The organism is Brachybacterium muris (assembly GCF_016907455.1).
Classification (GTDB): Bacteria; Actinomycetota; Actinomycetes; order Actinomycetales; family Dermabacteraceae; genus Brachybacterium; species Brachybacterium muris.
In genome coordinates this window covers 1,299,038-1,321,025 of sequence record NZ_JAFBCB010000001.1, presented here as the reverse complement: position 1 = coordinate 1,321,025, position 21,988 = coordinate 1,299,038, and the positions used below count along the sequence as shown (strand labels likewise).

Sequence of the window (21,988 nt, the reverse complement as noted above, 5' to 3'; positions counted from 1 at the left end):
GTGGTTCCCTCCTACCCGCCCGGCAGGCGGGGCGCGAACAGCGTGGTGAACCAGGACAGCATGCCATCCAGGCGGGCGCCGAGGATCTGCAGCAGTGCCTGGCCGCCCGGTGTGGCCCACATCGCGACGGTCAGGGCCAGCAGTCCTGCCACTGCTAGCAGGGCCAGCTGGAAGTTGGAGATCCGCTGGCGGTACAGGCGGGAAACGCCCTTGGCGTCCACCAGTTTGGAGCCGATGCGCAGGCGGGTCAGGAAGGTGGAGCTCATGCCGGCGCGTCCCTTGTCCAGGAACTCCTCGAGGGTGCCGTGGGTGCCGACGGCAACGATCACGGCAGCGCCCTTCTCGTCCGCCAGCAGCATGGCGATGTCCTCGCTTGTGCCGGAGGCGGGGAACAACACGGCGTCCTGGTCCACCCCTAGTTCCTCCAGACGGGCCATGCCGGGGGCGCGTCCGTTGCGGTAGGCGTGCACCACCAGCTCTGCCCCGCTGGACAATGCCCGGTCGGAGACGGAGTCCATGTCCCCGATGATCATGTCGGGCCGGAACCCGGCATCGAGCACGGCGTCGGCCCCGCCGTCCACCCCGATGATCACTGGCCGGGACTCGCGCAGGAACGGACGCAGGGTGACCAGGTCCTCCTTGTAATGGTAGCCGCGCACCACGATCAGCACCGGGCGGCCGGCCAGCTTGGTGCGCACCTCGGGGGCACCGATGCCGTCCAGCAGCAGGTCCTTCTCCCGCAGCATGTACTCCATGGTGTTCTGCGCGAACATCTCCAACTGCTCGGAGAGTCCTTCCCGGGCCGCTTCCTGGGCGGCGGTGACGGTGGCCTGGTCCTGGGCGATCCCCTGGGCGATCACCCTGTCCCCGACGAGAACGATGGAACCGCGCAGAGTGAGCTCCTGGCCCTCGTGGAGCTGCTCGAACACGGCCTGGCCCAGTCCGTCGACCAGGGCGATGCCCGCGTCGACCAGAATGCGTGGGCCAGCGTTCGGGTAGCGCCCGGAGGTCGACTCGGCGGCGTTGAGCACCGCAGCGGGGCGGCGCTCCACGAGGGCCTCGGCGGCCACCCGGTCGATGTCCTCATGGTCGATCACGGCGATGTCGCCCGGCGACAGGCGCTTGGTGAGGTCCTTGGTGCGCTTGCCGAGTCGGGCAGTGCCGGAGACGGTGACCTGGTCGAGGGCGCTCATGGCGTCCCCTCTCCCGGTTCTGTCCTCACCGCAGTGGCATCATCCAGCAGTTCCTGAGCGTGGGCGAGTGCCACATCGGAGTGGTCGTCGCCGGCCAGCATCCTGGACAGCTCGCGGATCCGCTGCTGCCGGTCCAGGGCGTCGATGCGGGAGCTGGTGGCACCGCCGGTACTGGTCTTCTCGATCCTCAGGTGGGTGCCGGCGTGGGCGGCGACCTGCGGGAGGTGGGTGACCACGATGACCTGCGCGTGGCGGGCGAGGCGCGCGAGCCTCTGGCCGACGGCCAGGGCGGCGCGACCGCCGATGCCGGCATCGATCTCGTCGAAGACGAACACGGGCGCGGCGGTGCGGTCCTGGCGGTGGGCGGCCAATGCCACCTCGAGGGCCAGCATCACCCGGCTCAGTTCGCCGCCGGAGGCTGCCTGCGCCACCGGCAGCGGCTCCGCGCCCGGGTGCGGGGCCAGCAGGATCGCGACGGCGTCACGACCGTGGTGACGGTGGGCGTGGGCGGTGACGGTCACGGTGATGTCCGCGTCCGGCATCTCCAGGTGCCGCAGTTCCTCCTGCACAGCGCCGGAGAGCTGAGCGGCGGCACGGGTGCGCGCCGCGGTGAGGTCCGTCGCGGCCTGGTCCAGGTCCTCCTCCAGTGCGGCCAGGCGGGCGGCGACCTGCTCCCGTTCCTCCTCGGCGCCGTCGTAACGGTCCAGTGCGGCGGCGGCGTGCCGGGAGTTCTCCAGCAGAGCGGTGACCGACTCCGGGGGTCCGTCGGGGCCGGACAGCACCGGTCCCAGGTCGCGCACCAGGGCCGTGAGGTCGTGGAGGCGTTCGTTGGCGGTGTCGAGCCTTCCCGGGGAGGCGTCGATGCCGTCGGCGTAGCGGGAGAGCTCCGCGGCGAGGTCCGACAGTTCGATGCGGGCCGCCTCCAGCCGCTCCCCCAGCGGGGTCAGTGTGCTATCGGTGCGGGCGGCCCGGCTGACGGCCTCGGAGGCGATGTCCAGCAGGGGTGCTGCGGCGGGGCCGTCGTCGCCCACCAGGGCGAGGGCGGCCTGGTCGGCTGCGGCCCGGAGCTCGGCGGCGTTGCCGAGACGTTCCAGTTCACTGCGCAGGTCATCGTCCTCCCTTGGTGTCGGGTCGGTGCGTTCGAGACGTTCGAGGGCCTCGCGCAGTCGGGTGCCCTCGCGGTCCCGGCGCTGCAGCAGGTCCTCGAGCTCGGCGAGCTGATCGCGCAAGGCGGAGCGCTGCTCCCACAGCTGCTCGTGGCGCTCCAGCAGCGGTGCGACGTCGTCCTTGGCGAAGCGGTCCAGGGCATCGCGCTGCGCGTCGGGTTCGCGCAGACGCTGCTGGTCGGACTGGCCGTGCACGGTGACAGCTGTTCCGACCAGTGCGGACAGGGTGCCGATGGGAACGGGGACACCGCCGATGTGGGCACGGGAGCGGCCGTCGCGGGTGACGCGGCGCACCACCAGCACCTCGCCGTCCTCCTCCTCCGCACCGAGCTCGTGCAGGGCGTTGGCGAGGCGGTCATGGCCGGCCAGGGTGAGGGTGCCGTCCACGGTGGCAGCGGTGCCGGTGCGGCCACGGTCCAGTCGCGCCCCCAGCAGCATCGTCAGTCCGGTCACCACCATGGTCTTGCCGGCACCGGTCTCGCCGGTGAGGGCGGTGAAGCCGGGGCCGAACTCGAGGGTGGCGTCCTCGATCACGCCGATGGAGCGGATGCGCAGGGTGGAGAGCATGGGGGGCCTGCCTCAGCGGGTGCGGGGGCCGCGGGAGCGACCTCGCCACCCGACCACCGGGAGCTGGAACTTCTCCACTAGTCTGTCCGCGAAGGGGGTCGAGGACATCCGCACCAGGCGCACCGAGTCCGGGGAGAGCCGTGCCTCCACGCGCATCCCGGCAGTGATCTCCACGGTGCGGCGACCATCCAGGGTGAGCACACCGTCGTCGCGGTTGTCCATCGTCATCTCCACAGCGGCCACGGAGGAACGGCCCAGCACCAGGGGGCGGGCGAACAGGGCATGGGCCGCCAGCGGCACCAGCAGCAGGGCGTCCACCTCGGGCCAGATCACGGGGCCGCCTGCACTGAAGGCGTAGGCGGTGGAGCCGGTGGAGGTGGACAGCAGCACGCCGTCGCAGCCGAAGGACGAGACGGGGCGGCCGTCGATCTCGATGGCAACGTACACCATGCGCTGACGGTTGGCCTTCTCCAACGATCCCTCGTTCATCGCCCAGTGCTCGGCGATCACGGCGTCGTCGGCGTCCAGCACGGTGATGTGCAGTGCGCTGCGGCTCTCGATCTCGTACTCGCCGTCCAGCAGACGGGAGACGGTGGCGGCCAGGCCCTCCGCCTCGCTCTCGGCGAGGAAGCCCACGTGGCCCAGGTTCACCCCGTGCACGGGGATGTCGGCGTCGCGCACGGACTCCAGTGCCCGCAGGATAGTGCCGTCACCGCCCAGGACGATGCCCAGTTCCACAGGGTCACCGGCCTCGATCACGTCGAGCACCTCGACCATCTCGCCCTCGAGGGCCGCAATCAGGCCCTCGGGGATCTCTGCGGCGGGCAGGGCGCGGACCTCGGCGACCTGGTCGCTCATCAGCACGGCTTCGACCTGCCTCTCGGCGAGGTCGTCCAGCACTGCGAGCATGGCGTCCCGGGCCGCACGGCGGCCGGTGTGGACGTACAGGAGGAAGCGCCTCATCCTGCTCCGTCCTCCCCCTCGGTGATGTGTCGGTGCGGGCCGGGCGCGGAGCGTCCGGTCACGACGGATTCGATCATGTCACAGACGCGGTCCGTGAGCGTCACGGCGTGGCCGGTGGGGCGCAGGTGGAGGAAGAACTCACGGTTCCCGTCCTGCCCGGGCAGGGGGCTGGCGCCGGCGCCGGCCACCTCCAGACCGGTCTCGGCGGCGCTGCGAGCGACACCGGTCACCGCCCGACAGTGCTCGGCCGCATCGGCGACCACCCCGGTGCGGGGCAGTGCCTCTCGACCCACCTCGAACTGGGGCTTGACCATCAGCAGCAGGTCACCGCGAGGTCGCACCACGGAAGCGAGCGCTGCCATCACGGTGCGCAGGGAGATGAAGGAGAGATCGGCCACCAGCAGATCGATGCTGCCCCCGATGAGCGCGGGTTCGAGATCGCGCACGCTGGTGCCGTCCATCACGGTGACGCGGGGGTCGACAGAGAGGTGCTCGGCGAGTTGGTCGTGGCCGATGTCCACGGCGATCACCTTTTCGGCGCCGCGCCGCAGCAGTACGTCGGTGAAGCCACCGGTGGAGGCCCCGGCGTCCAGGCAGTGCCTGTCCTGGACCGTCAATCCCAGTTCCTGCAGGGCGCCGTTGAGCTTGTGGGCGGCACGGGAGGCGTACTCGACGCCGTCGGGCACGTCGACCACGGTGAGCCGGGCATCCTCCGGGACGGGGGTGCTGGCGCGTCGGGCAGGGTGGCCATCGATCCGGGCGCGCCCCTCGTCGATGATGCGCTGGGCGTGGGTGCGGGACCGTGCCAGCCCGACCACCGCCAGTGCGACGTCGAGCCGACGCGGGCTCACGGGGCCGTGACCTCGATCGGGGCTCCGTTGCCGTCCAGCAGCCGGCCGGTCCATGCGGCGTCGGCGGCGTGGGTGCGCAGCAGGGCGAGGAGGGCGCGCAGGACCCGGGGGTCCTCGACCTCGCCGCGCAGGATGATGTCGCCGTCGGCCCAGGTGACGCTCACGGAACCGCAGCGGGCCTCGGTGTCGGTGACCACCGGCAGCGGGCAGGGATCCGTCAGGTGGGACAGGTCGGCGAAGATGTGGGTGGGGCGTCGCACCGGGTCGGCGTGCAGGGCTGTGGCGACTGAGTCCACGCCGGTCAGCACCAGCAGGGAGTCCATGCCCGCGCGGTTCGCTCCCTCGATGTCGGTGTCCAGGCGGTCCCCCACCACCAGGGGGCTGCGCGAGCCGACGTCGTTCGCGGCGACGGTGAACATGCCCGGTTCGGGCTTGCCCGCCACGTCAGGGTTCACACCGGTGGCGTGCCGCAGCGCCGCCACCATGGACCCGTTGCCGGGGGCCAGGCCGCGCTCGGTGGGCAGGGTGGCATCGACGTTGGTGGCCATCCACAGGGCGTCGCGGCGGATGGCGTACGCGCCTTCGGCCAGTCGCGGCCAGTCGAGGTCGGGCGACCAGCCCTGCACCACCGCGACGACCGAATCGGAGTCGACATCCACCGGGCGAAGGCCCGCGGTGCGGATCTCGTCGGCGAGGCTGGGGCCGCCCACCACGAGCACCTCGGCGCCGGGTTCGAGACGCTCTGCGAGCAGTCGTGATGCCACCTGCGGGGAGGTCACGAACTCCCCAGGCTGGGCATCGACGCCCACGGTCGCCAGGTGCTCGGCGGCCTGCTGCGGGGTGCGGGAGGCGTTGTTGGTGGCGAACACGACGTGCAGCCCGCGGGAGCGAGCGGTCGTGACCGCCTCTGCGGCGAAGGGGATCGGCCGCGAGCCGTGCATGAGGGTGCCGTCAAGATCGAGCAGCAGGGCGTCGTGAAGGTCCAGCAGGGATGGTTCCGGACGGCGGATCATCGAGCATCCTCCGCAGCAGAATCAGGGGTGGTCACCAGCTCGGGCTCAGCCTGCGGCTCGTCACCGTCCTCGGTCTCTGAGGGCTCCTTGGGCTCGGGCTCCTGCTCGTCTCCGGGCTCCTGCTCTGAAGGATCCTGGGTCTCGGGCTCCTGCCCCTCATCGATCTCCTCCTCGAAGGCATCGACCACGAGGATCTGCTCGTCGTCCTCCCATGAGGGCTCGGGGGCCTGGGACGGGGTGGGCCGGCCAAGCCGCTCTGCAGCGTCGGTGAGTCCCTCGGTATCGGTGTCGGCGGCCAGGGTCAGCCAGCGGCGCGCCTCGTCGGTGCGGTCCGCTCGCTCCAGCAGGTCGGCGTAAGCGACCCAGAGCCGCACCTGCCAGCGGCCGTCCACCTTGTGCCGCAGTGCCGGGATCTCCAGGGTGCGCAGCGCGGTCTGGATGTCTCCGGTGTCGGCGTAGGCGCCGGCCACCACGATCATCAGTTCGATCGCGGCATCGGCCCCCATCCCCGAGGCATCGTCGGACGCGGCGAGGTCGAGAGCCCGTTCGGGACGACCCAGCCCGCGCTCGGAATCGGCGATCATCGGCAGCACGTCGCAGCGTCCGGTGATCCGCAGCGCGGTCCGCAGCTCACGGACCGCGGTGGCGTAGTCGCCGGCGCGGTAGGCCAGGATCCCGTAGGTCTCGCGGACCACGCCGATGCGCCCTCCGATACGGGCGGCGTACTTGGCATGGTTCTGCGACGCCTCCGGGTTCTCCGCCTCCAGGGCGAAGGCGGCGACCATGTGCTTGGCGACCCGTTCGGCCGTCTCACGGTTCAGGCCCTTCAGCTCGTCGAGGGCATCGACGTCCAGCTCCCGGCCGGTGATCCCCGCAGGGATCTGCGGCTCAAACGGACGGGTCGAGCGCTCCGGCTCACCCGGGCGGTAGGAGCGGCGGTCCTCGTCGCGACGACGGTCCGCGCCTCGGTCGTCCCGGCGTCGGTCGGCGCCTCGGTCGTCCCGGCGTCGGTCGGCGCCTCGGTCGTCCCGGCGTCGGTCCTGACCACGGTCGTCCCGACGGTCGAAGCGTCCTCGACCGTCGTCGTCCCGACGACCGCGGTCCGGGCCGCGGTCGTTCTTGCGGTCGAAGCGACGCTTGTCGCCGCCATCGCGCCGTGGACGGTCATCAAAGCGGCGCTCGCCACGCTGCGCTGCGCCGTCCCGGCGCGGGCGAGAGCCGTCCGTGGGCTGGTAGTCACGGTGGCGCGCAGTGCCGGGGTGATCCCCCACCGACCGCGGGCGGTCCTCACGCGCCGAACGAGGGCCCCAGTTGCTGGATCCGGTACCCCCGCGGCGTTCGCCGTAGGACTTCCGGCCACCCTCGTCGCTGCGGTCGCCGTAGGGCTTGCGGTCACCGTAGGACTTCCGATCGCCATAAGGCTTGCGATCGCTGTCAGTGCTGCGGTCCCCGTAGGACTTCCGGCCACCCTCATTGCTGCGGTCACCGTAGGGCTTGCGGTCACCGTAGGGCTTGCGATCTCGATCGCGGGCGCCGTACTGCTTGCGCTCGCCGTCCTTTCCCCGATTGCCGGACCTCGGTGTCCGGTCGTCCCTGCGCGCCCTGTCGCCGCTGTCACGGCGCTGGTACTCGCCCTGTCGAGCGCGCGGGCGATCAGCGTATCGATCGTCGTCGGCGCGCTTCTCGCCGCCCCCCTGGCCGCTGTCGCTCTTGCTGTTCTCAGCCACGTAGCACATCCGTCGTCTCTGTGGGTGGTATCGATCGACAACGATAAGTGACCCCTACCCCCGTACGGGTCGGTAACCGCCCCTTCCGTGACTGCACTCACGGCTCGCTGTAGGCGACCGCACCGAGGTTCATCAGGATTCGGACGTAACAGCTCGGTCGGTCGACGGCACCGGCTCGACCGCCTCGGCTCCGGGGGCCCGTGCCACCTCGGACGTCGTGTGCGGCAGTTCCTCCACCGCAGCGGTCACCGTTCGGATGAACAGCAGCAGCCACAGGAACACCGCTGCCCCCGCCCCCATCTCGAAGGCGGTGGTGTTGAGGTAGTCCACGCCCTCGTACAGGACCAGCAGCATCACCAGCAGGGCCGCGATCACCAGCGTGACCGCCTGGAAGCTGCCGGTCATGCGCCGGAACATGATCGGGAACGACACCAGGGCCACGGCGAACACCAGCACCAGGGACTGCGCGGCGGTGTCATGCCATTCCTTGTTCACGTCCACCGGGATCAGAGCCACCAGCGCCACCAGCACCCCGAACGAGAGCATCGCGGCTCGTACCGCCGTCACCTTCCAGGCGCGTTCTCCGGCGCCGACCGCCCACACACCGAGGTCGTGCGCCAGGAAGTCGCCGACAGTGGTCAGGGCGATACCGGTGACCAGCAGGGTCATGTTGAAGGTGAGGCCGGAGAAGTCCGAGGAGGTGCCCAGTGCCGAGAAGTGCAGGTCCCACCAGCGAGGTTCCGAGGCACTGGACGCACTGGACAGTGCGCCGGCTCCCAGGAGAAACAGAAGCAGCACCGAGAGCGAGTGGGTGGTCAGCGACATGGCGCTGGAGGCAGTGATGTACCCCCACAGCCCGCCGGCGGCCGCCACCCAGAACGCTCCGGCCCAGCGGTCCAGTGCCACCCCTCGAAGGCGTTCTGGAAGACGGCGAAGGCCGCCAGCGTCGTGAGCAGTGCGAGCATCGCGTGCAGCAGTGTCAGCCCCAGGACGTTCAGCAGCAGTCGCCACCAGCGCAGGCTGCGGAACCACGGGCGGTTGACGGGGGTCACCCAGGTCAGGGTGATGAGCCCGGACACCACGGCCGCGACCAGTGCGGCCAGGGCCGCCATGTTCCCGATGGAATCGTTGCCGAACAGCGGCCTGGTCTCCGACAGTCCGCTCACACCCACCGCAGCGCCGACGGCGAGGCCGAGCAGGCCGAGCAGCAAGGAGGTGTTCTCCAGGCGAACGGCGCTGAGGATCCGGGGGCGGCTGGTGGCCTGGGACGGCATGGTCACCAGTGTGACAGCAGAGCGGGCGGGCCGACCGGACCGGGACGATCAGGTCGCGACTCAGGCCAGGACATTGCGCAGCAGCAGGCTCGTCTCTCTGCGCAGGACACCGGGGATCTTCTGGATCCGGCCGGTCACGCGGTCCACGTCCGGCAGGCTCCCCACCGCGATCACCGCGACCAGGTCTTTCGCGCCGATCGGGATGTAGAAGCGCGGCACATCCGGCATGACCCTCAGCCGAGGCCCTGGGTGCCATCACAGCGTTTGGGGTTCTGGACGAGGTGGACAGCGCCCCCGCGGTAAAGCTGGCGGAGATACTTCTGCTGGCCGCCCTATGCACAGCAGCGATTCCCGCGGTGGGCACGGGCCCTTCGCACGCATCGAGCGCAAGATCTCGCACGGCCACCCAGAGTTTCCCGCCACCGCGATGTCGAACGTGTGGAACGGCACGGTCACTTGGACCCCCGGGGCCGCGTGAGCAGCGACTGATCGAGCATCGCGCCGGCTACCAGCGCTCCGTGCTCCCTGCTCCGTATCGAGTACGGGACGCTGCGATGCCAGATATCCGTGGTCCCACAATCGCCATCGTGTCAGGCCCCCCGGGAGGTATAGGCGAGGCCACCCTGCAGACGGAGTATGGCGACCCTCTTCCGTGGTGCGTAAAGGCCCTCAGGCGTCGTCTGGACCCGCCCGGCATCCTCGTTGACCCTGCAGCCCGCCGTGGGCCTTGCCCTTGACGAGCGGTTCTGTGCCGGTGCGCTAAGCGATGCGGGTCATGCGCTCCCAGAGTCGATAGCGGTGCGGCGATAGAGAGGCGTCTACAACGATCCGGACGTGCCGGCGCAGGATAGAGCACCCGCTCGATTGCGTAGCCGTCGCTCTCATCTCCTGGATGACCGCGAGGATCAGCGGTTGCAAGGTCGAGCTCCCCGCCAGGAAAACGAAATGCGAGCGAAAGATCTAGTTGCCCTCCCAGAACCGCTCCTTTTCCATTTTCGATCGTTGGGCCTGCCCAGACTTCCAGCTGTTGGAGCCAGGGCGGGCTATGGCGCCGACACCGGCCACAGCGGCAGCACGAAAACTAGGCCGATTCCACTATCCGTCCACAAGCCCCGTCCGTAAGGCACAGTACACAACTGCTTTTGGGCATGAAAAAGGGGAAGGGACGAAGGAGGAGCACACCCAAACAGGTAATGCTACAACTCCTTCATCCCTTCCCGAATGAAGATGTCCGGCGGCGACCTACTCTCCCACACCCTCCCGAGTGCAGTACCATCGGCGCAATCGAGCTTAGCTTCCGGGTTCGGAATGGAACCGGGCGTTTCCTCGACGCTATGACCGCCGTAACACAACGAGACCCAACCAGCCCCCAACACAACCCACTAGGGGCCATGCAAGCAGTTGTTTCCCAAGAACCACACAGTGGACGCGAACACACAGACAAACAATCACACAAGTGAAGTGTTTGAGTAAGTCATCAGCCATTAGTACCAGTCAGCTCCACACGTTGCCATGCTTCCACATCTGGCCTATCAACCCAGTCATCTACTGGGGGCCTCTCACACTAAAAGTGCATGGATATCTAATCTTGAAGCAGGCTTCCCGCTTAGATGCTTTCAGCGGTTATCCCTTCCCGACGTAGCCAACCAGCCATGCCCTTGGCAGAACAACTGGCACACCAGAGGTCAGTCCATCCCGGTCCTCTCGTACTAGGGACAGGCCTTCTCAAATATCCAACGCGCGCAGCGGATAGGGACCGAACTGTCTCACGACGTTCTAAACCCAGCTCGCGTACCGCTTTAATAGGCGAACAGCCTAACCCTTGGGACCAACTCCAGCCCCAGGATGCGACGAGCCGACATCGAGGTGCCAAACCATGCCGTCGATATGAGCTCTTGGGCAAGATCAGCCTGTTATCCCCGGGGTACCTTTTATCCGTTGAGCGACACCCATTCCACAATGAGGTGCCGGATCACTAGTTCCTGCTTTCGCACCTGCCCGACATGTCTGTCTCGCAGTCAAGCTCCCTTGTGCACTTACACTCAACACCTGATTGCCAACCAGGCTGAGGGAACCTTTGAGCGCCTCCGTTACTCTTTAGGAGGCAACCGCCCCAGTTAAACTACCCATCAGGCACTGTCCCTGATCCGGATCACGGACCGAGGTTAGGAATCCAGAACGACCAGAGTGGTATTTCAACAACGACTCCACACTCACTGGCGTGAATGCTTCCCAGTCTCCCACCTATCCTACACAAGCCGTCCCGAACACCAATACCAAACTATAGTAAAGGTCCCGGGGTCTTTCCGTCCTGCTGCGCGTAACGAGCATCTTTACTCGTAATGCAATTTCGCCGAGTTCGCGGTTGAGACAGTGGAGAAGTCGTTACGCCATTCGTGCAGGTCGGAACTTACCCGACAAGGAATTTCGCTACCTTAGGATGGTTATAGTTACCACCGCCGTTTACTGGGGCTTAAATTCTGAGCTTCGCTCCGAAGAGCTGACCCGTCCTCTTAACCTTCCAGCACCGGGCAGGCGTCAGTCCGTATACAGCGTCTTACGACTTCGCACGGACCTGTGTTTTTAGTAAACAGTCGCTTCTCCCTGGTCTCTGCGGCCCTCAGAGCTCTCACTCCTTGGGCCCCCCTTCTCCCGAAGTTACGGGGGCATTTTGCCGAGTTCCTTAACCACGATTCTCTCGAACGCCTCGGTATTCTCTACCTGATCACCTGAGTCGGTTTAGGGTACGGGCGACCGTATTCGTCACGCTGGAACTTTTCTCGGCAGTACAGGATCACTCACCTACGCCCATACGGGATCCCCATCACGTCTCACCCTCATGGCCACGCATTACCGTGACCGGGCTGCACGCTTAGACGGACTATTCCATTAAGTCCGCGGAAGCTACCTCTCTGCGTCATCCCTCGCGCTGACCTACTACACCCTTGGTTCCCAGCCTCACTCACGCACGCACCCCGAAGGGCACGAGGCAAGCTCGGGTGGTTAGCATCAGATGCCTCGGTATGGGTCCTCCTACGATCGGTTCGGGAATATCAACCCGATGTCCATCGACTACGCCTGTCGGCCTCGCCTTAGGTCCCGACTAACCCAGGGCGGATTAACCTGGCCCTGGAACCCTTGATCAATCGGCGGACGGGTTTCTCACCCGTCTTTCGCTACTCATGCCTGCATTCTCACTCGTACAGACTCAACCACTGGGTCACCCCGCGGCTTCGCTGTCTGCACGACGCTCCCCTACCCATCCCACAATAAAGTGAAATGACACAGCTTCGGCGGTGTACTTGAGCCCCGCTACATTGTCGGCGCGGAATCACTTGACCAGTGAGCTATTACGCACTCTTTCAAGGGTGGCTGCTTCTAAGCCAACCTCCTGGTTGTCTCAGCAACTCCACATCCTTTTCCACTTAGCACACGCTTAGGGGCCTTAGCTGATGTTCTGGGCTGTTTCCCTCTCGACTATGAAGCTTATCCCCCACAGTCTCACTGCTGCGCTCTCACGTACCGGCATTCGGAGTTTGGCTAAGGTCAGTAACCCGGTGGGGCCCATCGCCTATCCAGTGCTCTACCTCCGGCACGAAACACGCAACGCTGCACCTAAATGCATTTCGGGGAGAACCAGCTATCACGAAGTTTGATTGGCCTTTCACCCCTATCCACAGGTCATCCCCTCCATTTTCAACTGAAGTGGGTTCGCGCCTCCACGCGGTCTTACCCGCGCTTCACACTGCCCATGGATAGATCACTTCGCTTCGGGTCTAGAGCCGGCGACTGAACGCCCCGTTCAGACTCGCTTTCGCTACGGCTACCCCACACGGGTTAACCTCGCCACCGACCACTAACTCGCAGGCTCATTCTTCAAAAGGCACGCCGTCACCCCGTAAGGCTCCGACGGATTGTAAGCGCACGGTTTCAGGTACTATTTCACTCCCCTCCCGGGGTGCTTTTCACCTTTCCCTCACGGTACTTGTCCGCTATCGGTCACGAGGTAGTATTCAGGCTTACCAGGTGGTCCTGGCAGATTCACACCGGATTTCACGGGCCCGGTGCTACTCGGGAACAGCATCACGCCGCACAACAGTTTCGTCTACGGGGGTCACACCCTCTACGCCGTCGCACTCACCACGACTTCGACTACCAATGCACGTCCACGTCGGATCGCCGGCAGACAATCCAGATACGTCCCACAACCCCCAACCTGCAACCCCTGCCGGGTATCACACAGACCAGGTTTAGCCACTTCCGCTTTCGCTCGCCACTACTCACGGAATCACTATTTGTTTTCTCTTCCTGCGGGTACTGAGATGTTTCACTTCCCCGCGTTCCCTCCACACCACCTATACATTCGGTGGCGGGTACCGCGACATGACTCGCGGTGGGTTTCCCCATTCGGACATCCTCGGATCACAGGTCGGTTGTCACCTCCCCGAGGCTTATCGCAGACTCCTACGTCCTTCATCGGCTCCTCGTGCCCAGGCATCCACCGTACGCCCTTAAAGACTTGGCAAACACTACAAAGACACTCATATAAATTGCTTACAAGATGCTCGCGTCCACTATGCAGTTCTCAAGAAACAACCCCACACCACCACCTGAGCCGATACCGGCAACAGGAAGCAGGGAGGACCAGCCACACACCCCCACACAAAGCAGGGGCCGCGTGCAGCCTCACAACCCAATAGCGTGTCTCCACCTCAAACCACACCCACCACCCGTTCCACACCCCAAAGGGCCGTACTAGGACAATGACTGCAGCGAAGCGCCCATTCGTTGATGTTCCACCCTTGAGCAACCACCCCCACCACACGCGGGTGAGCAGATGGCCACCAAAATTGGTGATGCTCCTTAGAAAGGAGGTGATCCAGCCGCACCTTCCGGTACGGCTACCTTGTTACGACTTAGTCCCAATCGCCAATCCCACCTTCGACAGCTCCCTCACGAGGATAGGCCACTGGCTTCGGGTGTTACCGACTTTCGTGACTTGACGGGCGGTGTGTACAAGGCCCGGGAACGTATTCACCGCAGCGTTGCTGATCTGCGATTACTAGCGACTCCGACTTCATGGGGTCGAGTTGCAGACCCCAATCCGAACTGAGACCGGCTTTTTGGGATTCGCTCCACCTCACAGTTTCGCAACCCATTGTACCGGCCATTGTAGCATGCGTGAAGCCCAAGACATAAGGGGCATGATGATTTGACGTCGTCCCCACCTTCCTCCGAGTTGACCCCGGCAGTCTCCCATGAGTCCCCGCCATAACGCGCTGGCAACATGGAACGAGGGTTGCGCTCGTTGCGGGACTTAACCCAACATCTCACGACACGAGCTGACGACAACCATGCACCACCTGTGCACCAGTCCGAAGAAAACCCCATCTCTGGAGTCGTCCGGTGCATGTCAAGCCTTGGTAAGGTTCTTCGCGTTGCATCGAATTAATCCGCATGCTCCGCCGCTTGTGCGGGCCCCCGTCAATTCCTTTGAGTTTTAGCCTTGCGGCCGTACTCCCCAGGCGGGGCACTTAATGCGTTAGCTACGGCGCGGAAAACGTGGAATGTTCCCCACACCTAGTGCCCAACGTTTACGGCATGGACTACCAGGGTATCTAATCCTGTTCGCTCCCCATGCTTTCGCTTCTCAGTGTCAGTAATGGCCCAGAGACCTGCCTTCGCCATCGGTGTTCTTCCTGATATCTGCGCATATCACCGCTACACCAGGAGTTCCAGTCTCCCCTACCACACTCTAGCCTGCCCGTACCCACCGCACGCCCGAGGTTGAGCCTCGGGTTTTCACGGCAGACGCGACAAGCCACCTACAAGCTCTTTACGCCCAATAATTCCGGACAACGCTTGCGCCCTACGTATTACCGCGGCTGCTGGCACGTAGTTAGCCGGCGCTTCTTCTGCAGGTACCGTCACTTTCGCTTCTTCCCTACTGAAAGAGGTTTACAACCCGAAGGCCGTCATCCCCCACGCGGCGTCGCTGCATCAGGCTTTCGCCCATTGTGCAATATTCCCCACTGCTGCCTCCCGTAGGAGTCTGGGCCGTGTCTCAGTCCCAGTGTGGCCGGTCGCCCTCTCAGGCCGGCTACCCGTCATCGCCTTGGTGAGCCATTACCTCACCAACAAACTGATAGGCCGCGAGTCCATCCCCCACCGAAAAACTTTCCACAACACACCATGCGGTGCGAAGTCATATCCGGTATTAGCCCCGATTTCCCGAGGTTATCCCGAAGAGGGGGGCAGGTTACTCACGTGTTACTCACCCGTTCGCCACTAATCAGACAAGGCAAGCCCTGTCGTCATCGTTCGACTTGCATGTGTTAAGCACGCCGCCAGCGTTCGTCCTGAGCCAGGATCAAACTCTCCATGAAAACATAGAAAAAATCCCAGCATTCAAACAAACAACCAGCAAATTCATATCTGCTAATCATCCGAAAAATGCCATTCAAAATAATGGCATCAACAAACAGACACGCTATTGAGATATCAAGCAACACGCGCACTCGGACTTCCGAACCCTTGGGCTCTTCCGTTCCGGGGCAACCCCTATAACTTAGGGGACCGGCTCCTCCATGTCAACTCGGTGCGGTGTGATCCGCGCCTCGCTGGCCCTGGAGGTGGGCCGTTGTGCCTGGTGGTGAGCGATTCGGCGGGTGATCCAGTGCTGGTCTCTCGCCGTGCCGTTCAGCCGGGCACGAGGAAAAACATTACGGGCCTCTGCTCGCCCCGTCAAGCCGAGAAGGCCATTTTCGGCGTGGCCTCGGCCACATCAACATCGGCGAGACGGCGAAACGGGGTTTGACCTGCACTTTCAGACTGACGGGACCCTGCCTCGATGCAGCGCCACGATCCCTCCGGACAGGTTCTGGTACTGGCAGTGCACCAGACCGGCCTCGAGGAACCATCCACGGAGCTCCTCCTGGGAGGGCCAGTCGATGATCGATTCCGCCAAGTAGTCGTAGGCATCAGCGTTCGAGGAGAACGCCCGGGCGGCCGCGGGCATCGCCCGCAGCAGGTACCGCTCGTACACGGTGCGGAACAGGGGGCTGGTGGGAGTGGAGAACTCGCACACCACCACTGTGCCGCCGGGGCGCACAACCCGGGTCATCTCCTGCAGCCCGCGGCGGGGGTCGTGCACATTGCGCAGCCCGAAGCTGATCACGGCGGCATCGAAGGAATCGTCCTGGAAGGGCAAGTGCTGTGCGTCTGCACCGACGAACGGCACCGGCGCCCCTCGACGCCTGCCCTCGGTCATCATTCCCAGGGAGAAGTCGGCAGCCACCACGCGAGCTCCCGCGCGCGCGATTGCGGCGGAAGATGTACCGGTGCCGGCCGCGAGGTCGAGCACCGTCTGCCCGGGCGCCAGCTCGAGGCCGTCGACCATCTTGTCACGCCACATCCCCACCTGGCCCAGAGCGGCGACATCGTTCATCAGGTCGTAGCGGCGCGCTACGGCATCGAACATCCCGGCGACGTCATACGGCTTCTTGTCCAGATCGGCACGACTCATACCCCCGATCCTGCCAGAGATACGCCCAGCACCCGGACCAGGACGTGCCATCGACACCGGTGCTGGCACCATGGAGCGGCAACCGGCACGGGCCGGCCCCTGGACCGCGAGTAGGACACGATGTCCGACATCACCACTGCTCTTACCGATCACAGCGCTCGGGATCGTCGTGAGGCCGTCTCGGCCAGGATCCGTGAGCTGGAGCTCCCCCGCTCATTGCTGCCTGCGGACGGCCGGTTCGGCTCCGGCCCGTCCCGCGTGCGCGCCGAACAGGTTCAGGCACTCGCTGCCGGGGCGACCACCATCCTGGGAACCTCTCACCGTCAGGCACCGGTGAAGCACGTGGTCGGCCGTGTACGAGAGGGACTCGGAGATCTGTTCTCCCTGCCTGAGGGGTACGAGGTGGTGCTCGGCAACGGCGGGTCCACCGCCTTCTGGGACATCGCTGCACTGTGCCTCGTGCAACGGCGCTCTGAGCACCTGGTGTGTGGCGAGTTCTCCCAGAAGTTCGCGAACGAGGTCGCGGCGGCGCCTCACCTGCAGGAGCCCGAGGTCATCCGTGCTGAGCCCGGGCAGCTGCCCGAACCAGTGCCCAGGGACGACGTGGATGCCTATGCCTGGGCGCAGAACGAGACCTCGACCGGGGTGATGGCTCCCGTGCGTCGTCCCGGAGATGCGGGGAACGACCAGCTGGTGCTGATCGATGCCACCTCCGCGGCCGGCGGGGTGATGTTCGACCCCACGCAGGCGGATGCGTACTACTTCGCCCCGCAGAAGGCCTTCGCCTCCGACGGCGGTCTGTGGCTCGCGGTCCTCTCCCCCGCCGCGATCCAGCGCGCAGAGCGGATCGCGACCGAAGGATCCCATTGGATCCCCTCCATCCTCTCGCTGACCACGGCGCTCGAGAACTCTCGCAAGGACCAGACCCTCAACACCCCCGCGGTGGCGACCCTGGTGCTGATGGCTGAGCAGATCGAATGGATGAACCGGCAGGGTGGCCTGGCCTGGGCCGACGCTCGCACCCGGGAGACCAGCGGCCTGCTGTACGCGTGGGCAGATCGGCGCGAGGAGATCACCGCGTTCGTCACCGACCCTGCCGCCCGTTCCCAGGTGGTCGTCACCCTGGACGTGGCCGAGCACATCGACGCCACCGCGATCACCGCTCTGCTGCGCTCTCACGGGGTGGTGGACATCGAGCCCTACCGCAAGCTGGGTCGCAATCAGCTGCGCATCGCAACGTTCCCGGCAGTCCCACCGCAGGACGTCCAGGCGCTCATCGCAACCCTGGACCACGTCCTGGATGCCATCGGCTAGTCAGAGCGTCGCCCTGGCAGGTTCCGTCCCCGGGTCGGTGACGAAGATGGGGGCTCCACCTCGGTGGCGAAGGCCAACCGCTACACGGGGATCTCGATCCCGTGGGCGTCGAGAGTTCTCTCGAAGGCGATCATGACCGCGCAGCGCAGTCCCGTGTTCGAGAAGCGCATCCACTGCTGCCAGCCGGTCCGCTCTCTCCGCCGTCCAGCCCGCCTGCGGGGGGGGGCAGGAGACGTCCCCCTGCCGCGGGCAGGTGCCTGGCCCCCCGTCAGGCGGCTGCGGTCACAGCAGCAGGCTCTCGATGCCCCCGCGCAGGAAGTAGGCGATGAACAGCGCGGCCACCAGGTACATCAGCCAGTGCACGTCCTTCGCGCGACCGCGGATCACGCGGATCAGCACGAACATGATGAACCCGGCGCCCATGCCCACGGTGATCGAGTAGGCGAAGGGCATCAGGATGATGGTCAAGAACGCCGGCACCGCCACCTCGACATCGGTGAAGTCGATGTCGGTGACCTGGGTCATCATCAGGAAGCCCACCATCACCAGGGCCGGCGTGGCTGCCTCGTAGGGCACCAGGGCCACCAGCGGTGACAGGAACGTGGTCAGCAGGAAGGCGATGCCCACCACCACGGAGGCGAGGCCCGTGCGCGCACCCTCGGCGACACCGGAGGTGGACTCCACGAAGCTGGTGTTGGAGGAGACGCCGCCGATGCCGCCGGCGATCGCGCCCACCGAGTCGACCACCAGGATGCGCTGGGAGCGGGGGATGTCACCGGTCTCGTCGACCAGGCCTGCACCGGAGGCCACGCCCACCATGGTGCCCATGGTGTCGAAGAAGTCCGCCAGCAGCAGCGAGAACACGATCACGGTCGCACCGATCACGCCGGCCGCGGTGATGCCACCGATCGGATCAACGGTGAACAGGGTGGCGAAGTCCGGCACCTGGATCGGGAACTCGCTGATGGTGGGCACGTTCATGGCCCAGCCACCGGGGTTGCCCTCACCATCGGCACCGGCCGGGGCGAACGCACCGAGCTTCAGCACGCTCTCCAGCACGATCGCCAGCACCGTGGCGAAGACGATCGAGATGAGGATCGCGCCGGGCACCTTGCGCACCCACAGCACGAACATCAGCAGCAGCCCGGTGACGAAGACGAAGGTGGGCCACCCGGTGAGGGAGCCGTCGTTGCCCAGCTGCACCGGGGTGCCGGTGGCCGTGGTTACGAACTTGGCGTTGTACAGGCCCAGGAAGGCGATGAACAGGCCGATGCCCACGGCGATCGCGGTCTTCAGGAACGGCGGCACGGCATCGAACACGGCCTTGCGGAAGCCGGTGAGCACCAGCAGCAGGATGATCACGCCCTCCAGCAGCACCAGGCCCATGGCGCCACCCCAGGTCATGCCGGGAAGCGGGACCACCGAGTAGGCGACGTAGGCGTTCAGCCCAAGGCCCGCCGCTAGGGCGAGGGGGAACTTCGCCCAGGTGCCCATGAATATGCTCAGGAGACCCGCGATGAGGGCGGTCCCGGCCGCGACCGCCGGAAGGTTGGGTTCGGTGCCGCCGCCGAGGAACTGGCCGGTGGAGTCCGGGACGGTGCCGATGATCAAGGGGTTCAGCACCACGATGTAGCACATCGAGAAGAAGGTGACCAGGCCGCCGCGGATCTCGCGAGGAACAGTGGAGCCGCGCTCGGTGATGCCGAAGAAGCGGTCCAGCCCGGAGGCGGGGCGGGTGGCCGTGGCAGTGCCGCCGGCGGCACTGTCCCGCGGTGCGGGAACCGTGCCCGCGGAGGGGGCGCCGGAGGGGTCAGAGGGGGACGGGGACGAGGAGGGGGGATCGACCTGCATGGGGGCGATCGTATCCGCCCTGGCGCCCCGTCGCCCTGCGCCTGCGCGTCCGTGGACGCGCACTGTGGGCTAATACTCCCGCGGGCTCAGCTGCGGGGGGTGAGGGACTGCTCCGTCGCCACCCGACGCACGTGGCGGTAGTAGTCGGCCAGCTCGAGCTCGGAGCCCGCGGCCTCGTCCACCACCACGGTCACCTTGGGGTGCAGCTGCAGGGCGCTGCCGGGCCAGCGTGCACTGACCGGCCCCTCGACCATCTGGGCGATGGCGCGCGCCTTGTTCTCGCCGGTGGCGGTCAGCACGATCTCCCGCGCCTCGCGCACGGTGCCCAGACCCTGGGAGAGAGCCAGCTGGGGGACGTCCTCACGGGAGGCGAAGAAGCGTGCGTTGTCGGCGATGGTGGACTCGGTCAGCACGACAGGCCGGGTACGGGAGGCCAAGGAGCTGCCGGGCTCGTTGAAGGCGATGTGGCCGTTGGAGCCGATGCCCAGGATCTGCAGGTCCACTCCCCCGGCCTCACCGATGGAGCGGTCATACCGGGCGGCCTCCGCGGCAGGATCGGCGGCTCCGCCGTCGGGCGAGAGGACCAGTGCGTCGTCCATGTCGATGTGGGAGGTGAAGTTCTCGCGGATGAAGCGGTGGTAGCTCTGCTCGTGACCGGCGGGCAGGCCCACGTACTCGTCCAGGAGGAAGGCGCGGGCGTCGGCGAAGGACAGGCCCTCCTCGCGGTGGCGGCGGATCAGTTCCTGGTAGGCGGCGATCGGGGAGGACCCGGTGGCAAGGCCCAGCACCACCGGGCCTGCATCGCGCACCACCCGCTCGAAGACATCCGCTACCTCGCGCGCACCCTCGGCGGCGTCCGCGACGATGATGACCTCCATGGGCCCTGCTCCTTCTGCTCGGGGCGTCGGAGCGACCGACACCCGGTTCGTGGCTGTTCGCGCTCATCTCATGACCAAGGCGCGCACGTTCGGTCACAGTCTATCGCGCAGCGCGGTGGATCCCCGGGGCCCTCCACGACGCGAAGCGCCCCCGCTCCGGAGAGCGGGGGCGCCTGATCGACCGCCGGACCCAGGACTCATCGCCCGGGCCCGGAACGGATCACTTCGGCTTGGAGGAGGTGTTCGCGGCGAGCTCGAAGGCCGCGCGCGGGCTGGACTGCTCCGGAATGCCGATGATGTCGCGGCGGGAGATCATGTTGGTCACCCAGTCGGCCACCACGGCGACCTTGCGGCCGAAGGTGGGCATCGCGTACACGTGGTAGGCGCGAGCGGCGGCCCATGCGGGCAGGCCGCGCAGGTCGAACTCCTTGTCGGCCACGTGCAGGCGGCCCACGCCCTTGTACATGCCCAGGGTCGCCATGGTGCCGAGGTTCTTGTGGTAGTAGTCCACCAGCGGGCGACCCTGCACGGAGCGCGCGATGTTGTCGGCGATCCGCTTGCCCTGACGCACGGCGTGCTGGGCGTTGGGCGGGCAGAACTTGCCCTCGCCCGAGGCCAGGTCCGGCACCGCGGCGCAGTCACCGGCGGCGAACACGTTGTCGATCGGGCCGTCGGCGCCGTTGACCCGGAGGTCGGCCAGGGTGTCAACCTTGCCCATCAGCGGGCCGCGCTCGGTGATGACCGGGAGGTCGGAGGCGCCCTCCTCCAGCAGGATCGGGCTGGGCTTGACGCCCGCGTTCCACACCAGCAGGTCGGTCTCGAACTCGTCGCCGTCGCTGGTCTTGACCACGCCGTCCTCGGCGGAGTTCAGGAAGGTCTCGAGCTTGACCTCGATACCGCGCTCACGCAGCTGGTTCAGCACGTAGGCGCGCTGGTCCTCGGTGAGCTCGGGGAAGATGAACGGGGCCGCGTCGATCAGCACGAAGCGGATGTCGGAGGCGTGCAGGTCCGGGTAGTAGCGCAGGGCGTCCCGCACCATGTCCTCGGTCTCGGCGATGGCCTCGCCGCCGGCGAAGCCGCCGCCGACGAAGGTGAAGGTGAGCAGGCGCTTGCGGATCTTCGGATCCTTGGTGGACGCGGCCTCGGCGAGGTTTGCCAGGATGCGGTCGCGCACGGCCACGGCCTCCTCGACCCACTTGAAGCCGATGGCGGCCTCGGCCAGGCCCGGGATGGGCAGCAGGCGCGGCACGGCACCGAGACCCACGACCAGGTAGTCGTAGGAGATCTCCAGCTGTACATCGTCCTCGGTGTCGACCACGACGACGTTCTCGGCGCTGCGGATCTTGGTGACCGATCCGGTGACGACCTTGGTGCCGGCGAGGATCTTGCGCAGCGGCGCGAGCACGTTGCGGGGATCGATCGAACCGGCGCCCACCTCGGGGAGGAAGGGCTGGTAGGTCATGTAGGGACGCGAGTCAACGATCGTGATCGCGACCTCGGTTCCCAGGGTCTTGCGGAGATCCGCTGCCGTGGTGAGGCCGACGGACCCGCCGCCGAGGACGAGGACGTGGGGCTTGCCGCCATGAGTGTTGTTCATGGGGTACAGCGTAGGTGGGTTGCCGGGGCCACACAAAAGAACGCCTATGACATCACCATCACACTGTGG

General features: G+C 66.2%; 14 protein-coding genes and 3 rRNA genes. 1 reads left to right on the top strand and 16 read right to left on the bottom strand.

Going from position 1 to position 21,988, the window contains the following annotated elements; all coding sequences use genetic code 11:
* Positions 1-11: 11 nt before the first annotated feature.
* The 13 genes from steA to JOD52_RS06030 all read right to left on the bottom strand — a co-directional run bounded on the left by steA (position 12) and on the right by JOD52_RS06030 (position 16,279).
* Entirely contained in the window at positions 12-1,193 is a 1,182-nt protein-coding gene (steA, locus tag JOD52_RS06090; RefSeq protein WP_204409090.1) for a putative cytokinetic ring protein SteA, read from the bottom strand.
* On the bottom strand, positions 1,190-2,926 hold the full coding sequence (recN, locus tag JOD52_RS06085) for a DNA repair protein RecN (RefSeq protein WP_204409089.1): 1,737 nt from the start codon (positions 2,924-2,926) through the stop codon (positions 1,190-1,192). The genes steA and recN overlap by 4 nt, the downstream gene beginning before the upstream one ends.
* 12 nt (positions 2,927-2,938) lie before the next feature.
* On the bottom strand, positions 2,939-3,889 hold the full coding sequence (locus JOD52_RS06080; RefSeq protein ID WP_204409088.1) for an NAD kinase: 951 nt from the start codon (positions 3,887-3,889) through the stop codon (positions 2,939-2,941).
* Complete coding sequence (locus JOD52_RS06075) at positions 3,886-4,740, bottom strand: SAM-dependent methyltransferase (RefSeq protein WP_204409087.1); 855 nt, start codon at positions 4,738-4,740, stop codon at positions 3,886-3,888. The genes JOD52_RS06080 and JOD52_RS06075 overlap by 4 nt, the downstream gene beginning before the upstream one ends.
* On the bottom strand, positions 4,737-5,753 hold the full coding sequence (locus JOD52_RS06070; RefSeq protein ID WP_204409086.1) for an HAD-IIA family hydrolase: 1,017 nt from the start codon (positions 5,751-5,753) through the stop codon (positions 4,737-4,739). The genes JOD52_RS06075 and JOD52_RS06070 overlap by 4 nt, the downstream gene beginning before the upstream one ends.
* Positions 5,750-7,480 carry a hypothetical protein gene (locus JOD52_RS16970; protein WP_239551810.1) on the bottom strand — a complete coding sequence of 577 codons (1,731 nt, stop codon included), beginning with the start codon at positions 7,478-7,480 and terminating at the stop codon, positions 5,750-5,752. Before JOD52_RS16970 ends, JOD52_RS06070 begins: the two co-directional genes overlap by 4 nt.
* Positions 7,481-7,612: 132 nt before the next feature.
* A complete protein-coding gene (locus tag JOD52_RS06060) occupies positions 7,613-8,353 on the bottom strand; it encodes a hypothetical protein (protein ID WP_204409085.1) in 741 nt (246 codons plus the stop codon).
* A complete protein-coding gene (locus JOD52_RS06055) occupies positions 8,296-8,754 on the bottom strand; it encodes a hypothetical protein (protein WP_204409084.1) in 459 nt (152 codons plus the stop codon). The genes JOD52_RS06060 and JOD52_RS06055 overlap by 58 nt, the downstream gene beginning before the upstream one ends.
* A gap of 60 nt (positions 8,755-8,814) precedes the next feature.
* Positions 8,815-8,982 (bottom strand): hypothetical protein, encoded by a 168-nt coding sequence (locus tag JOD52_RS06050; RefSeq protein ID WP_204409083.1) that lies wholly within the window; start codon positions 8,980-8,982, stop codon positions 8,815-8,817.
* 1,001 nt (positions 8,983-9,983) lie between these two features.
* Positions 9,984-10,100, bottom strand: a 5S ribosomal RNA gene (rrf, locus tag JOD52_RS06045).
* 119 nt (positions 10,101-10,219) lie between these two features.
* A 23S ribosomal RNA gene (locus JOD52_RS06040) occupies positions 10,220-13,279 on the bottom strand.
* 342 nt (positions 13,280-13,621) lie between these two features.
* Positions 13,622-15,140, bottom strand: a 16S ribosomal RNA gene (locus JOD52_RS06035).
* Together the 16S, 23S and 5S rRNA genes form the textbook arrangement of a ribosomal RNA operon.
* A gap of 440 nt (positions 15,141-15,580) precedes the next feature.
* Entirely contained in the window at positions 15,581-16,279 is a 699-nt protein-coding gene (locus tag JOD52_RS06030) for a demethylmenaquinone methyltransferase (RefSeq protein WP_204409082.1), read from the bottom strand.
* Between the two features lie 120 nt (positions 16,280-16,399).
* On the opposite strand from JOD52_RS06030, the gene serC reads away from it, so the two are divergent.
* Complete coding sequence (gene serC, locus JOD52_RS06025) at positions 16,400-17,593, top strand: phosphoserine transaminase (RefSeq protein WP_239551809.1); 1,194 nt, start codon at positions 16,400-16,402, stop codon at positions 17,591-17,593.
* A 282-nt stretch (positions 17,594-17,875) separates the two neighbouring features.
* Here serC and JOD52_RS06020 read toward each other — a convergent pair whose 3' ends face one another.
* The 3 genes from JOD52_RS06020 to JOD52_RS06010 form a co-directional block, all read right to left on the bottom strand.
* Positions 17,876-19,444, bottom strand: coding sequence for an NCS2 family permease (locus JOD52_RS06020; protein WP_204409081.1), 1,569 nt, complete (start codon positions 19,442-19,444; stop codon positions 17,876-17,878).
* 86 nt (positions 19,445-19,530) lie between these two features.
* Complete coding sequence (gene nagB, locus JOD52_RS06015; protein WP_017823823.1) at positions 19,531-20,322, bottom strand: glucosamine-6-phosphate deaminase; 792 nt, start codon at positions 20,320-20,322, stop codon at positions 19,531-19,533.
* A 220-nt stretch (positions 20,323-20,542) separates the two neighbouring features.
* Positions 20,543-21,919: an NAD(P)/FAD-dependent oxidoreductase gene (locus JOD52_RS06010; RefSeq protein WP_204409080.1), complete on the bottom strand. Its 1,377-nt coding sequence runs from the start codon at positions 21,917-21,919 to the stop codon at positions 20,543-20,545.
* Positions 21,920-21,988 lie beyond the last annotated feature (69 nt).

Bases quoted from the DNA above. Each gene is read 5' to 3' on its own strand.
- serC (WP_239551809.1), top strand. From the start codon at position 16,400: ATGTCCGACATCACCACTGCTCTTACCGATCACAGCGCTCGGGATCGT.
- recN (WP_204409089.1), bottom strand. From the start codon at position 2,926: ATGCTCTCCACCCTGCGCATCCGCTCCATCGGCGTGATCGAGGACGCC.
- JOD52_RS06050 (WP_204409083.1), bottom strand. From the start codon at position 8,982: ATGCCGGATGTGCCGCGCTTCTACATCCCGATCGGCGCGAAAGACCTG.
- nagB (WP_017823823.1), bottom strand. From the start codon at position 20,322: ATGGAGGTCATCATCGTCGCGGACGCCGCCGAGGGTGCGCGCGAGGTA.
- JOD52_RS06030 (WP_204409082.1), bottom strand. From the start codon at position 16,279: ATGAGTCGTGCCGATCTGGACAAGAAGCCGTATGACGTCGCCGGGATG.
- JOD52_RS06055 (WP_204409084.1), bottom strand. From the start codon at position 8,754: ATGCCGTCCCAGGCCACCAGCCGCCCCCGGATCCTCAGCGCCGTTCGC.
- JOD52_RS06020 (WP_204409081.1), bottom strand. From the start codon at position 19,444: ATGCAGGTCGATCCCCCCTCCTCGTCCCCGTCCCCCTCTGACCCCTCC.
- JOD52_RS06070 (WP_204409086.1), bottom strand. From the start codon at position 5,753: ATGATCCGCCGTCCGGAACCATCCCTGCTGGACCTTCACGACGCCCTG.
- JOD52_RS06080 (WP_204409088.1), bottom strand. From the start codon at position 3,889: ATGAGGCGCTTCCTCCTGTACGTCCACACCGGCCGCCGTGCGGCCCGG.
- steA (WP_204409090.1), bottom strand. From the start codon at position 1,193: ATGAGCGCCCTCGACCAGGTCACCGTCTCCGGCACTGCCCGACTCGGC.
- JOD52_RS06010 (WP_204409080.1), bottom strand. From the start codon at position 21,919: ATGAACAACACTCATGGCGGCAAGCCCCACGTCCTCGTCCTCGGCGGC.